Raw genomic sequence first — 14,948 nt, forward strand, 5'->3', positions numbered from 1 at the left:
TGCGGGATCATGTCTGGCATGACCGAGGTGTCCTCGCTCACAGGGCGGCTGCTCGTGGCAACGCCCGCCCTGGCGGACCCGAACTTCGACCGCGCGGTGGTGCTCCTTCTCGACCACGACGAGGAGGGTTCCCTCGGTGTCGTCCTCAACCGTCCGACCCCCGTGGACGTGGGCGACATCCTGGAGGGCTGGGCGGACCTCGCCGGCGAACCCGGCGTCGTCTTCCAGGGCGGCCCGGTGTCCCTAGACTCGGCGCTCGGCGTCGCCGTCATCCCCGGAGACGCGTCCGGCGAGAGCGCCCCGCTGGGCTGGCGCCGGGTGCACGGCGCGATCGGGCTCGTCGATCTGGAGGCGCCGCCGGAACTGCTCGCCTCGGCCGTCGGGTCCCTGAGAATCTTCGCCGGGTATGCCGGTTGGGGCCCCGGCCAGCTGGAGGACGAGCTGGTGGAGGGAGCCTGGTACGTCGTCGAGTCCGAGCCCGGAGACGTCTCCTCGCCGTCGCCGGAAAGACTCTGGCGCGAGGTCCTGCGCCGTCAGCGCAACGAGCTCGCGATGGTGGCCACGTACCCCGACGACCCTTCGCTCAACTGATGCGTGTGAGCTTCAGTACTCTTGGCGGTATGAGCACTCTCGAGCCCGAGCGCGGGACTGGTACGGGGACCCTCGTAGAGCCGACGCCACAGGTGTCCCACGGCGACGGCGACCACGAGCGCTTCGCCCACTACGTCCAGAAGGACAAGATCATGGCGAGCGCCCTCGACGGCACCCCCGTCGTGGCGCTCTGCGGCAAGGTCTGGGTGCCCGGCCGCGACCCGAAGAAGTACCCGGTGTGTCCCATGTGCAAGGAGATCTACGAGTCCATGGGCGCCGGCGGCGACGACAAGGGCAAGGGCGGCGACAAGAAGTAACCCTCCCCTCGGCCTGAGGTTCGCAAGGCCCCCGGAGCGCGTTTCGGCGCGCTCCGGGGGCCTTCGCGTTGTCACGAAGTGGTTGAGACCTCTTGTGGGCATGTTCACGTGTCCTTAGGCTCCGATGCGTTGTGCAGAGCGAAACCGTCATTGCATATGTTGCAACGCACGCTCGGAGGACCGCTCCATGAAGCTCGCCCCCAGACTCGCCGTACTGCTCACCGCCCTGGCCGTCACCGCCTGCGCCCCGCAGACCTCCGCCAACTCCTCCTCCGACAAGGACGAGAAGATCGGCACCCTGCGGGTCTGGCTCTTCCAGGAAGTCGGCAACAAGCCGAAGGAGAAGGTGGTCGACTCCGTCGTCACCGCCTTCGAGAAGGCCCACGAGGGCACCGAGGTCGACGTCGAGTACATCCCCGTCGAGACCCGCGCCCAGCGCGTGAAGGCCGCCTTCAACGATCCGGACTCCGCCCCCGACGTCATGGAGTACGGCAACACCGACACCGCCGGCTATGTGAAGGACGGCGGACTCCTCGACGTCGCCGAGGAGTTCGGCGACCGGAGCGAGGCCAAGGACACCGACCCCACGGCCAGGACGTCCGTCACCGTCGACGGCAAGGTCTACGGCGCGCCCTTCTACGTCGGCGTGCGCGCCCTGTACTACCGCACGGACGTCTTCGAGGAACTCGGCCTCGAAGTCCCGGACACCATGGCCGAGTTGGCGACCACCGCCCGCAAGATCCGCGCCGCGAAGCCCGGGTTGTACGGGCTCGTGGTCGGAGGGGCGTACACGTACGGCGCGATGCCGTTCGTGTGGGCCCACGGCGGTGAGATCGCGGTCGGCGAGGGTGGCTCGTACACCTCGGCGATCGACAGCGCGGCCGCCCGGAAGGGCATCGAGGCCTACACCTCGCTCTTCACCGACGACAACTGTCCCGCCGCCAAGTGCGCGGGCATGGGCGGCAACGACACGGTCACCGCGTTCGCCGCCGGCAAGGCGGGCATGGCGATCGGCGGTGACTTCAGCCACGCCGCCGCGGAGGCCGGGAAGGTGAAGGGGAAGTACGCGGTCGTGCCGTTGCCTGGCGTCAAGGCCGGGTCCGTCGCGCCGGCGTTCGCCGGTGGCAACAACATCGGGGTCCTGAAGAGCACGTCGCATCGGACGCTGGCCGTCGAGCTCATGGAGCAGCTGACGTCCAAGAAGACCCAGGCCGCCATGTTCGAGGCGATGGGCTTCCTGCCGACGTTCGGGGACGTGCGGCAGCAGGCGGCGCGGGAGGAGCCGTTCGTGAAGCCGTTCGTCGAGACGCTGGCGTCGGGGACGAAGTTCGTCCCCGCCACGCCTGCGTGGTCCGAGATCGACTCGTCCCTCGTGCTGCCGACGATGTTCCAGGAGGTCATCAGCGGCAAGAAGGATGTCGCCGGGGCTTCGGGGGATGCGGCGAAGAAGATGGACGACGCGTTCGGCTCCGCCGGGTGACGCCGGTGATGCCTGATGGCTCGGGGGTTCTGGAGCGTCGGCGGGTGCGGGGAGATCGTGGCTTGTCGCGCAGTTCCCCGCGCCCCCGTCGGCGTTCCCGTGGGCGGGGTCAGAAGGCACCCTGGCTCTATCTCGCCCCTGCCCTTGTCGTGCTCGGTGGGCTGCTCGTCTATCCCATCTATCAGCTCGGGCTGATCTCGTTCTTCGAGTACACGCAGGCTCAGGTCAGTGGTGGGGAGCCCACCACTTTTCAGGGGTTCGGGAACTACACGGAGCTTTTCTCGGACGCGCAGTTCTGGCAGGTGCTGCTCGCCACGGTCGTCTTCGCGGCGGCGTGCGTCGTATCGACGCTGGCCGTCGGCTGTGCGCTCGCCGTGCTGCTCACGCGCGTGCGTGCCGTGCCGCGGCTCGCGCTGATGCTGGCGGCGCTGGGGGCCTGGGCGACCCCCGCCATCACCGGGTCGACGGTGTGGCTGTTCCTCTTCGACCCGGACTTCGGGCCGGTGAACCGCATCCTCGGGCTCGGCGATCACTCCTGGACGTACGGGCGCTTCAGCGCCTTCTTCCTCGTGCTGCTCGAAGTCGTCTGGTGCTCCTTCCCGTTCGTGATGGTGACGGTGTACGCCGGCATCCGTGCCGTACCGGCGGAGGTGCTGGAGGCCGCCGCGCTGGACGGTGCCTCGCAGTGGCGGATCTGGCGGTCGGTGCTGGCGCCGATGCTGCGGCCGATCCTGGTGGTCGTCACCATCCAGTCCGTCATCTGGGACTTCAAGGTGTTCACGCAGATCTACGTCATGACGAACGGCGGCGGCATCGCGGGCCAGAACCTCGTGCTGAACGTGTACGCCTACCAAAAGGCCTTCGCGTCCTCGCAGTACAGCCTGGGCTCGGCGATCGGCGTGGTGATGCTGCTGATCCTGCTGGCGGTGACGCTGGTGTACCTGCGGCTGCTGCGCAGGCAGGGGGAGGAACTGTGAGGTCCGTGAGATTCGTACGACGGCCGTGGCGGCTGCTCGCCGAGGCGTCCGCGCTGCTGATCGCCGTAGTGGTGGCCTTTCCGCTGTACTGGATGGTGCTCAGCGCCTTCAAACCGGCCGGGGAGATCGAGTCGAGCGAGCCGCGGCCCTGGACGCTCGCGCCTTCCCTGGATTCCTTCCGGCGGGTCTTCGAGCAGAACGAATTCGGCCGTTACTTCCTCAACAGCCTTGTCGTCGCGTGCAGTGTCGTGATCGTCTCGGCCTTGATCGCGTTTCTCGCGGCGACCGCGGTGACACGATTCCGCTTCCGCTTCCGGACCACCTTGCTGATCATGTTTCTGGTGGCCCAGATGGTGCCCGTGGAGGCCCTGACGATCCCCCTGTTCTTCCTCATGCGGGACTTCGGCCAACTGAACACGCTGGGCTCGCTGATCCTGCCGCACATCGCCTTCTCGCTGCCGTTCGCGATCTGGATGCTGCGGGGGTTTGTGAAGGCGGTTCCTCAGGCCCTGGAGGAGGCCGCGTACATGGACGGGGCGAGCCGGTCGCGATTCCTGTGGCAGATCCTTTTCCCGCTCGTCTTCCCGGGGCTCGTGGCGACGAGCGTGTTTTCCTTCATCTCCGCCTGGAACGACTTCCTCTTCGCCAAGTCCTTCATCATCAGCGACACTTCGCAGTCGACCCTGCCGATGGCCCTGCTCGTCTTCTACAAGCCGGACGAGCCGGACTGGGGCGGGGTGATGGCGGCGTCCACGGTGATGACGATTCCGGTGCTGATCTTCTTCGTGCTCGTGCAGCGACGGCTGGTGTCGGGGCTGGGCGGAGCGGTAAAGGACTGACGTGATGGACCTGATTCCCCGGCCCGGACATGTGCACCGCGACGGCAGCGCGTTCTTCACACTGGGCCCGGAGACGAAGCTGACCGCCGAACCCGGCGCGGAGCGCACGGAACGCTGGCTGCGCTCCACGCTGACGGCGGCCACGGGCCTGCCCCTGCCCCCGGGAGACCCGAGCGGACCCGACGCCATCCGCCTCTACCTCCACCCCCTGGCCACCAAGGACCTCGGCGAGGAGGGCTACCGCGTCGCCGTCATGCCGAACGGCGTGCACGTCGTGGGCGGCGGCCCCGCCGGTCTCTTCTGGGGCGCCCAGACGCTACGGCAACTGCTCGGCCCCGACGCCTACCGCCGCGCCCCGCTGCCCGGCCGGCAGTGGCGGCTGCCGTTGGCCCACGTCCAGGACTCCCCCCGTTTCCGCTGGCGCGGCCTCATGCTCGACGTCGCCCGGCACTTCCTGCCCAAGGACGGCGTCCTGCGTTACCTGGACCTGATGGCCGCCCACAAACTCAACGTCTTCCACTTCCATCTGACGGACGACCAGGGCTGGCGCATCGAGATCAGGAAGTACCCCCGGCTCACCGAGGTCGGCTCCTGGCGGGCGCGCACGAAATTCGGCCATCGTGCCTCCCCGCTGTGGGACGAGAAGCCGCACGGTGGCCACTACACGCAGGACGACATCCGCGAGATCGTCGCCTACGCCGCCGAGCGGCATATCACCGTCGTCCCCGAAATCGACGTACCCGGCCACTCGCAGGCAGCCATCGCCGCGTACCCGGAACTCGGCAACACCGACGCCATCACCGCATCCATTGAGGGGGGCTCCGCACTCTCCGTCTGGGACACCTGGGGGATCAGTCCGAACGTACTCGCCCCCACTGACAACACCCTGCGCTTCTACGAGGGGGTGTTCGAGGAAGTCCTGGAGCTGTTCCCCTCGGAGTTCATTCATGTCGGGGGCGACGAATGCCTCAAGGACCAGTGGCGGCAGTCGGCCACCGCACAGGAGCGCATCAGGGAACTCGGGCTGAAGGACGAGGACGAGCTCCAGGCGTGGTTCATCGGCCACTTCGACACCTGGCTCGCCGCGCGCGGGCGCCGGCTGATCGGCTGGGACGAGATCCTGGAGGGCGGGCTCGCCCCGGGCGCGGCGGTGTCCTCCTGGCGGGGGTACGCGGGCGGCATCGCGGCGGCCCGCGCCGGCCACGACGTCGTCATGTGCCCCGAGCAGCAGGTGTATCTGGACCACCGTCAGGACGGGGGCGCGGACGAGCCGGTCCCCATCGGCTACGTCCGCACCCTGGAGGACGTCTATCGGTTCGAGCCCGTTCCCGCGGAGTTGACGCCGGACGAGGCCAGGCACGTGCTGGGGGCGCAGGCCAACGTGTGGACCGAGGTGATGGAGGACCACGCGCGCGTGGACTACCAGACCTTCCCACGCCTGGCCGCCTTCGCCGAGGTGGCCTGGAGCCGCCTGCCGGCCCCGGCGGAACGGGACTTCGCCGACTTCGAGGGGCGGATGGCCGCCCATTACCGGCGACTTGACGCCCTGGGAGTCGCGTACCGGCCGCCGACGGGACCGCGGCCGTGGCAGCGGCGCCCCGGTGTGCTCGGCCGTCCGATCGACGGCCCGCCCCCGAACAGGTAATGGAAAAAACCGGCACAGTGTCACCGAAGAGTGTCAATCGGTATGCACAGGTGATGCCGTGCGAAAACGGACCATCTGCCCGGTGAGGTGGGCGAATGCCTCCTAGCGGACCCCTGTCTTCGGGTCCTGCGAAGATGTGCCAGAGTTGCCACGTCCGCCCTGTCAGCACGTACCGTACGGCAGCACAGGTGGGACCAGGTGGGGCAGCGGGAAGGGGCAGCCGGTTTGACCACGCACGCACCGCAGGCGGCGCAGGCCGTCACGCTGCCCACAACGCTGGACGAGGCCGTGGCGGCACTCGCCGACACGCCCGCAGCCGTGCCCGTCGCGGGTGGCACCGACCTCATGGCCGCGGTCAACTCCGGACAGCTCAGGCCCGCCGCCCTCGTCGGCCTCGGCCGGATCAGCGAGATCCGTGGCTGGCAGTACCAGGACGGCCACGCCCTGCTGGGCGCCGGACTCACCCACGCGCGGATGGGCCGCCCCGACTTCGCCGCCCTGATCCCGGCGCTCGCGGCCGCCGCGCGCGCCGCCGGCCCGCCGCAGATCCGCAACGCGGGCACCCTCGGCGGCAACATCGCCTCGGCATCCCCGACCGGTGACGCGCTGCCGGTCCTCGCCGCCCTCGAAGCGACCCTGATCATCGCGGGCCCGGGCGGAGCCCGCCGGGAGATCCCGGTGTCGCATCTGCTGGCGGGCATGGAGATGCTGCGCGCCGGCGAACTCATCGGCTACGTGCGCGTGCCGCTGCTGCACGCCCCCCAGGTCTTCCTCAAGGCCACCGGCCGCACCGGACCGGGGCGCGCGATGGCGTCCGTGGCGGTCGTCCTCGACCCCGCCCGGCGCGGAGTCAGGTGCGCCGTGGGCGCCATAGCGCCGATGGCGCTCAGGCCGCTGGAGGCCGAGCAGTGGGTCGCCCAGCTGATCGACTGGGACAACAACCGCGCGATCGTCCCCGAGGCGCTGAACGCCTTCGGGGAGTACGTCGCGGCGGCCTGCATCCCCGACCCGGTCCCGGCCGAGGACGGCTCGGTCACCCCGCATCCGCCCGCCGTACTGCACCTGCGGCGCACCGTCGCCGCGCTGGCCCGACGAGCACTGGGGAGGGCACTGTCATGACCGACGACCAGCACGGAGAGGGCACGCCCCAGGGCGGGAGCCGCTGGGACCCGTTGCCCCAGGGTGACTACGACGACGGCGCCACCGCCTTCGTCAAGCTCCCCGAAGGCGGCATCGACGCCCTCCTGGCCTCTTCCGACAGCCCGCTCGCCGCGCCCGGCCACGGGTACGTGCCGCCGCAGATAACGGTCGCGCCGGGATCGACCGCGGGCACCGACCCCGCGGGCACCGGTGCCTGGCCGGTCGCGGGAGCGCCCGTCGAGGGCGCCCAGTGGCCCGACCCGAACGCCGCCCCGCAGGACGCGGGCACCGGCCAGTTCACGTACAACCCCGGGGCCACCCAGCAGTGGAACTTCTCGGAGACCGCGGCAGGCCAGGAGGCGGCTCCCGCACCTGGTCAGGACGTCACCGGGCAGTGGTCGATCCCCGTCGCCGGCGGTGACCTCCCGGACGAGTCGGGCGAGTTCACCACGTCGTCGCTCGTCGAGCAGTGGGGCGGAACGCCGCCGGCCACACTGCCGGGCGGCGCGCCCGCACCCTGGGCGACCCAGGCGACCGGGCAGCCGTGGGGGCAGCAGGCCGAGGCCGCGGCGGCGACCGACGAGGCGCTCGGAGCCGCTCCGGCAACGGGGGAGCCGGCGGGAGCCGGGCACGCGCCCGGGCACCCGGGACAGCCCGGGGCGCACGCCGGCGACCAGCACGCCGTACACACCACCGACCACCCCGGCCCGGAGCCGCACGCGCGCGTGGAGTCGGCCGAGCCCGAGCCGTCGGCCGAGACCGCCTCGGAAGGCTCACAGGGCGCTCCTGAGCCCGACGAGGCCGCCACGGACACCCCAGGCGTCCCAGAGGCCGCCGAGGGCCCCGCAGAGGCCTCCGCCGAGCCCGTAGCGGCCGAGGGCGGCGAGCCCGACCCGCAGGCCGCCGAGGACCCCGAGCAGGCCGCCGCCTCCGACGACGTACCGGCACCGCCCGGCGAGGAACACCCCCTCGCCTCCTACGTCCTGCGCGTCAACGGCGTCGACCGGCCCGTCTCCGACGCCTGGATCGGCGAGTCGCTGCTCTACGTGCTGCGTGAGCGGCTCGGGCTCGCCGGTGCCAAGGACGGCTGTTCGCAGGGCGAGTGCGGGGCGTGCAACGTGCAGGTCGACGGGCGGCTCGTCGCGTCCTGCCTGGTGCCCGCCGTGACCGCCGCCGGCAGCGAGGTCCGTACGGTCGAGGGCCTGGCCGCCGACGGCCGCCCCTCGGACGTGCAGCGGGCGCTCGCGCGCTGCGGCGCCGTGCAGTGCGGCTTCTGCGTGCCGGGCATGGCGATGACCGTGCACGACCTGCTGGAGGGCAACCCGGCGCCGACCGAGCTGGAGGCCCGCCAGGCGCTGTGCGGCAACCTGTGCCGCTGCTCCGGCTACCGGGGCGTCCTGGAGGCCGTCAAGGAGGTCGTCGCCGAGCGCGAGGCACACGCGGCGGCCGACGGCGAACAGGACGGCGACGAGCCGCGTATCCCTCACCAGGCGGGCCCGGGGGCCGGCGGGGTCAACCCGTCGGCGTTCGAGGCACCCGGAGCGATGAACCCGGGGCCCGGGTCCACGGGACCGCATGACCAGCCGTACGGACAGGACGGAGGCCAGGCGTGAGCAACGAAGCCGCCACCGCGACCACAGCCGCGGAGGCAGCACCCGCCCCCGAGCCGATCCCGCACGGCATCGGCGCCTCCCTGCCCGCCGCCGACGCCCGCGCCAAGACCGAGGGCACCTTCCCGTACGCGGCCGACCTGTGGGCCGAGGGCCTGCTGTGGGCGGCCGTCCTGCGCTCGCCGCACCCGCACGCGCGCATCATGTCCATCGACACCTCCCACGCGCGCGAGATGCCCGGCGTACGGGCCGTCGTCACCCACGAGGACGTGCCGGGCAGCCCGCTGCTCGGCCGCGGCACGGCCGACCGCCCGGTCTTCGCCTCCGAGGTCGTACGCCACCACGGCGAGCCCATCGCCGCCGTCGCCGCCGACCACCCGGACACCGCACGCCTGGCCGCCGCAGCCGTCATCGTCGAGTACGAAGTACTCGACCCGGTGACCGACCCCGAGCAGGCCTTCGAGGCCGAGCCGCTGCACCCCGCCGGCAACCTGATCCGCCACATCCCGCTGCGCCACGGCGACGCCGACGCGGTCGGCGACGTCGTCGTCGAGGGCCTGTACCGCATCGGCCGCCAGGACCCGGCCCCCATCGGCGCCGAGGCGGGACTCGCGGTTCCGCGCCCCGACGGCGGCGTGGAGCTCTACCTGGCCTCCACCGACCCGCACACCGACCGCGACCGTGCCGCCGCCTGCTACGGCCTGGAGCCCGAGCGCGTGAAGGTCGTCGTCACCGGCGTCCCCGGCGCCACCGCCGACCGCGAGGACCAGGGCTTCCAGCTCCCGCTCGGCCTGCTGGCGTTGAAGACGGGCTGCCCGGTCAAACTCACGGCCACGCGCGAGGAGTCCTTCCTCGGCCACACCCACCGGCACCCCACCCTCCTGCGCTACCGCCACCACGCGGACGTCGAGGGCAGGCTGGTGAAGGTCGAGGCGCAGATCCTGCTGGACGCGGGCGCCTACGCCGACACCTCCTCCGAGGCCCTCGCCGCCGCGGTCGCCTTCGCCTGCGGCCCGTACGTCGTCCCGAACGCCTTCATCGAGGGCTGGGCCGTACGCACCAACAACCCGCCCTCGGGCCATGTGCGCGGCGAGGGCGCCATGCAGGTGTGCGCCGCCTACGAGGCGCAGATGGACAAGCTGGCCAAGAAGCTGGGCGTGGACCCGGCCGAGCTGCGCCTGCGCAACGTGATGGCGACGGGTGACGTACTCCCGACGGGCCAGACGGTGACCTGCCCGGCCCCGGTCGCGGAACTGCTCCAGGCCGTCCGGGACTACCCGCTGCCCGCCCTCCCCAAGGACACGCCCGAGGACGAGTGGCTGCTGCCCGGCGGCCCCGAGGGCGCGGGCGAGCCGGGCGCGGTGCGCCGCGGAGTGGGCTACGGCCTGGGCATGGTGCACATGCTCGGCGCCGAGGGCGCGGACGAGGTCTCCACGGCGACCGTGAAGGTGCACGACGGCGTCGCGACCGTGCTGTGCGCGGCGGTCGAGACCGGCCAGGGCTTCACCACACTGGCCCGGCAGATCGTCCAGGAGACGCTCGGCATCGACGAGGTGCACGTGGCGCCCGTGGACACCGACCAGCCCCCGGCGGGCGCGGGCTGCCGCGGCCGCCACACCTGGGTGTCGGGCGGCGCGGTGGAGCGGGCGGCGAAGATGGTCCGCACGCAGCTGCTCCAGCCCCTGGCGCACAAGTTCGGCATGTCCACCGAGCTGCTCCAGATCACCGACGGCAAGATCACCTCGTACGACGGCGTCCTGTCGACCACCGTCACCGAGGCGATGGACGGCAAGGAACTGTGGGCGACCGCCCAGTGCCGCCCGCATCCGACCGAGCCGCTGAACGAATCCGGCCAGGGCGACGCCTTCGTGGGCATGTCCTTCTGCGCGATCCGCGCGGTGGTCGACGTCGACATCGAACTCGGCTCGGTACGGGTCGTCGAGCTGGCGCTCGCCCAGGACGTCGGCCATGTGCTGAACCCGGCCCAGCTGGAGGCGCGGATCGAGGCGGGCGTGACGCAGGGCGTGGGCATCGCGCTCACGGAGAACCTGCGCTCGGCACGCGGCGTGATCCGCCACCCCGACCTGACGGGCTATGCGCTGCCGACGGCCCTGGACGCACCGGACATCCGGATCGTGAAGCTGGTCGAGGAACGCGACGTGGTCGCGCCCTTCGGCGCCAAGGCGGTGAGCGCGGTGCCGGTGGTGACGTCGCCGGCGGCCATCGCCTCGGCCGTACGGGCCGCGACGGGCCGCCCGGTGAACCGCCTGCCGATCCGGCCGCAGGCCGCGGTGGTGACGGGGCAGTGACCGAGCCGGATCCGCCGCGCTACGAACCCGCCCCCGGTGTGGGCAGGCTGGCGCTGTGGATCCTGCTGTTCCTGCTCGCCGCGATCGCCGTCGTGCTGGGCGGCGTGTACCTCACGTGATGCGCGGGGTCGTGCTGATCACCGGCGCCATGGCGGCCGGGAAGTCGACCGTCGCGCAGGCGCTGGCGGAGAGGCTGCCGCGGGCGGCTCATGTGCGCGGGGACGTCTTCCGGCGCATGATCGTCTCCGGACGCGAGGAGTACGACCCCGGCGCGGGCGGCGAGGGCGCGGCCCAACTGCGGCTGCGGTACCGGCTGTCGGCGGCGACGGCGGACACGTACGCGGAGGCCGGGTTCACGGCGGTCGTGCAGGACGTCGTGCTGGGTGCCGAGCTGGCGGCGTACGTACGGCTGGTGCGCACGCGTCCGCTGTACGTGGTCGTCCTGGCGCCGAGCGCCGAGGCCGTGGCGGCGCGGGAGGCCGGGCGGGCGAAGACGGGGTACGGGACGGGCGCCGGGGCTTGGACGGTCGAGCGACTGGACGGGGTGCTGCGGGCTCGGACGCCGCGTCTCGGGCTGTGGGTGGACTCGTCGGAGCTGACCGTGGGGGAGACCGTCGAGGCGATTCTGGCGGGGCGGGAACGCGCGAGGGTGGACTGAGCGTCTTACTGGTGTGAAGCGCTGTCAGTGGTCGTGCCGGGCCGGGGCGTTGTTCGGCGGTCGTGCTGATCCGGGGCGTTGTCAGTGGCGGCGCGTAGTGTTCTGAGCAGTGGGGACGGCAGCCGGAGCCGGCGGGCCGGTCGGTCGGCCGTGCCCTGCCCGGAGCGGTGAGCAAGCGCATGCGGGGGAGCCATGAGCACGACGATTACGACTTACGCGAGTACGGCCCACGCCGGTACGACCTGCGTCAGCGACACGGCGATCATCCTGACCGACGCCGAGCTGGCTCCCTATGTCACGCACGCGTCGACGCGGCGCTGGCTCACCGGGCCCGGACTGCCGTGCGACAACGGCGTGTTGAGCTTCGCCGAGCTGTGCCGTGAGGGTCGGGAGGGCCTGCGGACGGTGGCGGACTCGACGGGTGATCCGGGCGACCGGCTGGCCGCGGAGCTGCGGGACCAGCTGGTGATAGGCGGGCTGCTGGGCCCCGGCGGCCTGGAGACGGAGTCGGTCCTGCTGGACGGCGCGACGGGCGAGATCTCGACGACGCACTTCCTGCACGACCGCCCCGACCTGATGGACCGCCGCCCGCTGGCACCGTCCCTGCGGACGCTGGTCCGCTTCGCCGAGGCGACGGACGAACTGGCGGGCCTGCGTGGCCAGTTCGCTTCTTACGTAGGCCGTTACGGCCCCAAGGCGGTGGCGCAGGCCTCGCAACACCTGCTGGCGGTGTTCGAGGACGGCACGGACGGCGAGCCGGCGCCGTACTGGAAGATGGCGGCCCTGATCCGCCCCCTGGCGCTCGTCGCGGGCCGGGCCGGAGCGTCGGGGCTGGCCCTGGACCTGCCGCCGCGCCTGCTGGACCAGGAATTCGGCCAGGGCAAGGTGGTGCGCTTCGAGGAGGTCGACTTCCCCGGCACGCTCACGCACGAGCCGACCCGCCGCTTCCTGCGCGAGGTGGGCCTGCCGGAGGACGGCTTCCTGTTCTCGCTGGAAACGGATGTGCCGCTGCAGACGCTGGCCGAGTACTACGCCGACGAGGATCCGGTCGCCGAACTGCCCGCCCGGGCCGACCACTTGATACGCCTCGGTCATCTCGTCGAGGACGACAGCCTGGTCGTCGACGGCGAGACGGGCGCGGTCCTGAACTGGAGCGAGCCCGAGGCGACGCTGTTCCCCCTGAACACGGACGTCTCGACCCTCGCCTTCACCCTCTGGCTGCTGCACCGCGAGCAGGCGATCGACGAGGAGTCGGGCCACGAGCTGACGACCGACACCTACGACCAACTGGCCATGACGATGCTCCAGGTCCTGTCGACGGTCGACCCGACCGGCACCAGGGCCGCCGGCGGGGATGGGCGGCATTACTGGACGGAGGCGTTCCAGGACGAGGCGAGCGGCGTGCTGGAGTCTGTGGGCGGGGTGCGGTGAGGTGAAGTGACGGGCGGGCCGTGGTGCGGGAGATCGACAATGCCCGTATGGAGAACGTCATCGTCCGCCCGGCCGGACCGGGCGAGTTGGAAGCTGTCGCGGGACTGCGGTGGCAGTGGATCCTCGAGCACGAGGGCGCCGCACCGGCGGCCGTCGACCGGGACACCTTCGTCCGTCACTTCGTCACCTGGGCCGAGGAGAACGCCTCCTCGCACCGCTGCATGGTCCTCGTCGACGAGGACCTCAGTGGTGGCCTCGGAATCATCGGCATGGCGTGGCTGGCGGTGGTCCACCGCGTACCGACGCCGCACGCGCTGCACCGGGCGTCCGGTGATCTCCAGTGCGTGTACGTGGTTCCGCGGGCGCGCGACGCGGGGCTGGGCGGCCGGCTGATCACCGAGACCCTGGCCAGGTCGAGGGAGCTCGGGCTCCAGCGGGTCACTGTGCATTCCTCACCCCGGGCTGTCCCCGCGTACGCCCGTCAGGGCTTCGAGAACTCGCCGCGCCTCCTCCAGGCCCACGTCGCACGGCCGGTGCCGTAGCCCTGAGGCCGGTGCCGTACGGCCGTCGGCCTCAGGGACAGGTCACGTCAGGAGGACTTGGCGGCGGCGCGACGGCGGCGTACGGCCAGGACCAGGGCGCCGCCCAGGGCTGCCGCGGTGGCCGCGGCACCGGCGATGAGCGGGGTGCCGTCGGAGCCGGTGCTCGCCAGGTTGCCGTCGACGGATCCGCTGGTGGAGCCGCCGGTCGAGGTGCCCGTGGAGGTGCCGGCCGACGTGGCGCCCGTGCTGCCGGTGCTGCCCGTGCCGCCGGTGGACTGGCCGTCGGGGTCGTTGCCGTCGCCGCCCGTGGTGGAGCCGCCGTTCGCCGAGCCGCCGGTGGAGGAGCCGCCGGAGGTGGCGGGGCCGGGTTCGTAGTCGGTGGGGATGGCGATGCGGATCTGGGCCTTGTCGTTGGCGGGGTTCTTGTCGAAGGCCGGGTGGATGTCGTACACGGACGTCGCCTTCACCTCGCCCGTGGTGGTCTTCGCATCGGCCTTGATCTTCAGCATGAAGGTGAAGGAGAGCGACTCGCCGACGTCGATGGTGTGGTCGGCGGGCCAGCAGACGTACTTGGACTTGCCCGGCGTCCCCGCGGGCCCGGACGGACCGTCGATCCCGAACGGTGCGCACTTCTTGGGCACTTCGGCGGCGACCGTGCCCGGCGGGATCTGCACCATGAGCGCCGTCTGGTCGTCGCTCTCCTGGTTCTGGATCCAGCCGGGGCCGTCGTTGCGCAGCATCGCCGTGACGGACTGCTTGTCGCCGGCCAGTGCCTCCGTGTCGTCACCGACGGCGACGAGGTCGGCGGTGCTGTCGGCGGTGAGGGCCAGGCGCCGGTAGCTGTCGCCGAAGCCCTCGCCCGGGGTCTCGCCGGTGGGACCGGTGCCGTACTCGACGGCCTCCATCAGCGCCTTGGGCAGCGCCTTGAACCGCACGGGGGTTTCGACCGAGGCGCCCGGTTCGATGACCGTGTCGAGCTCGCAGAGCGCCTGTCGGACCTGGTCCTCGATGGTCGAGTAGGTGCAGCCCTTGACGGACTCCGGGAAGTCGAGTCCCCGGGTCAGCCGGATCCGGAAGGTGACGCCGTCCACGGCCGCGGTGCCCTTGTTCGTGATGACGACGGACTCGTCGTACACCTCACCGGGCTTGGGAGACGCCTTCGGCAGATTCGAGATCACCAGGGAGGGCTCGGCCTCCTCGGCATGCGCCGCGGGAGCGACGACCGCGGGAACGGCCGCGGCGATCGCGGCAGCGGCCACGAAGGCCGCCGAGTGGCGGATGTGCGAGGGGCGGATGCGCTGGCGCACGGGTGGGTCTCCTCGTCGGGACAGGAAGCACGGACGACCGGAGGTTTGCCGTCCAGTCATGTCCTGGACATCCGGAGAGGGCCCAGGGTTGTGCTGCCGTTT

General features: G+C 71.6%; 14 protein-coding genes. 13 read left to right on the forward strand and 1 reads right to left on the reverse strand.

Going from position 1 to position 14,948, the window contains the following annotated elements:
- The first annotated feature begins 18 nt into the window (after positions 1 to 18).
- The 13 genes from ACIREI_RS06995 (at position 19) to ACIREI_RS07055 (ending at position 13,539) form a co-directional block, all read left to right on the forward strand.
- Positions 19 to 591 (forward strand): YqgE/AlgH family protein, encoded by a 573-nt coding sequence (locus tag ACIREI_RS06995; RefSeq protein WP_062156127.1) that lies wholly within the window; start codon positions 19 to 21, stop codon positions 589 to 591.
- Positions 592 to 620: 29 nt separating this feature from the next.
- Positions 621 to 908 (forward strand): DUF3039 domain-containing protein, encoded by a 288-nt coding sequence (locus ACIREI_RS07000; RefSeq protein ID WP_031478284.1) that lies wholly within the window; start codon positions 621 to 623, stop codon positions 906 to 908.
- Between the two features lie 187 nt (positions 909 to 1,095).
- Positions 1,096 to 2,388 carry an extracellular solute-binding protein gene (locus tag ACIREI_RS07005; protein WP_403328212.1) on the forward strand — a complete coding sequence of 431 codons (1,293 nt, stop codon included), beginning with the start codon at positions 1,096 to 1,098 and terminating at the stop codon, positions 2,386 to 2,388.
- An 8-nt stretch (positions 2,389 to 2,396) separates the two neighbouring features.
- Positions 2,397 to 3,365: a carbohydrate ABC transporter permease gene (locus ACIREI_RS07010; protein WP_403328215.1), complete on the forward strand. Its 969-nt coding sequence runs from the start codon at positions 2,397 to 2,399 to the stop codon at positions 3,363 to 3,365.
- A 5-nt stretch (positions 3,366 to 3,370) separates the two neighbouring features.
- Positions 3,371 to 4,204, forward strand: a complete 834-nt coding sequence (locus ACIREI_RS07015; RefSeq protein WP_403328218.1) for a carbohydrate ABC transporter permease — start codon at positions 3,371 to 3,373, stop codon at positions 4,202 to 4,204.
- A gap of 4 nt (positions 4,205 to 4,208) precedes the next feature.
- Complete coding sequence (locus tag ACIREI_RS07020) at positions 4,209 to 5,849, forward strand: beta-N-acetylhexosaminidase (RefSeq protein WP_403328221.1); 1,641 nt, start codon at positions 4,209 to 4,211, stop codon at positions 5,847 to 5,849.
- A gap of 225 nt (positions 5,850 to 6,074) precedes the next feature.
- The gene (locus ACIREI_RS07025) at positions 6,075 to 6,968 is read left to right on the forward strand and encodes an FAD binding domain-containing protein (RefSeq protein WP_403328224.1); all 894 of its coding nucleotides are present in this window, start codon (positions 6,075 to 6,077) and stop codon (positions 6,966 to 6,968) included.
- A complete protein-coding gene (locus ACIREI_RS07030) occupies positions 6,965 to 8,602 on the forward strand; it encodes a 2Fe-2S iron-sulfur cluster-binding protein (protein WP_403328227.1) in 1,638 nt (545 codons plus the stop codon). The genes ACIREI_RS07025 and ACIREI_RS07030 overlap by 4 nt, the downstream gene beginning before the upstream one ends.
- Positions 8,599 to 10,908 (forward strand): xanthine dehydrogenase family protein molybdopterin-binding subunit, encoded by a 2,310-nt coding sequence (locus tag ACIREI_RS07035; protein ID WP_403328229.1) that lies wholly within the window; start codon positions 8,599 to 8,601, stop codon positions 10,906 to 10,908. Before ACIREI_RS07030 ends, ACIREI_RS07035 begins: the two co-directional genes overlap by 4 nt.
- Positions 10,905 to 11,027 (forward strand): hypothetical protein, encoded by a 123-nt coding sequence (locus tag ACIREI_RS07040; RefSeq protein ID WP_279616769.1) that lies wholly within the window; start codon positions 10,905 to 10,907, stop codon positions 11,025 to 11,027. The genes ACIREI_RS07035 and ACIREI_RS07040 overlap by 4 nt, the downstream gene beginning before the upstream one ends.
- On the forward strand, positions 11,027 to 11,566 hold the full coding sequence (locus ACIREI_RS07045) for an AAA family ATPase (protein WP_403328232.1): 540 nt from the start codon (positions 11,027 to 11,029) through the stop codon (positions 11,564 to 11,566). Before ACIREI_RS07040 ends, ACIREI_RS07045 begins: the two co-directional genes overlap by 1 nt.
- A gap of 192 nt (positions 11,567 to 11,758) precedes the next feature.
- Positions 11,759 to 12,997, forward strand: coding sequence for an SUKH-4 family immunity protein (locus ACIREI_RS07050; RefSeq protein WP_403328235.1), 1,239 nt, complete (start codon positions 11,759 to 11,761; stop codon positions 12,995 to 12,997).
- Between the two features lie 47 nt (positions 12,998 to 13,044).
- Positions 13,045 to 13,539 carry a GNAT family N-acetyltransferase gene (locus ACIREI_RS07055; protein ID WP_403328238.1) on the forward strand — a complete coding sequence of 165 codons (495 nt, stop codon included), beginning with the start codon at positions 13,045 to 13,047 and terminating at the stop codon, positions 13,537 to 13,539.
- Positions 13,540 to 13,586: 47 nt separating this feature from the next.
- On the opposite strand, the gene ACIREI_RS07060 is transcribed toward ACIREI_RS07055, so the two are convergent.
- The gene (locus tag ACIREI_RS07060) at positions 13,587 to 14,846 is read right to left on the reverse strand and encodes an LPXTG cell wall anchor domain-containing protein (RefSeq protein ID WP_403328241.1); all 1,260 of its coding nucleotides are present in this window, start codon (positions 14,844 to 14,846) and stop codon (positions 13,587 to 13,589) included.
- Between the last annotated feature and the right edge of the window lie 102 nt (positions 14,847 to 14,948).

The sequence above is a fragment of the Streptomyces sp. NPDC093591 genome (assembly GCF_044764885.1).
Lineage (GTDB): Bacteria > Actinomycetota > Actinomycetes > Streptomycetales > Streptomycetaceae > Streptomyces.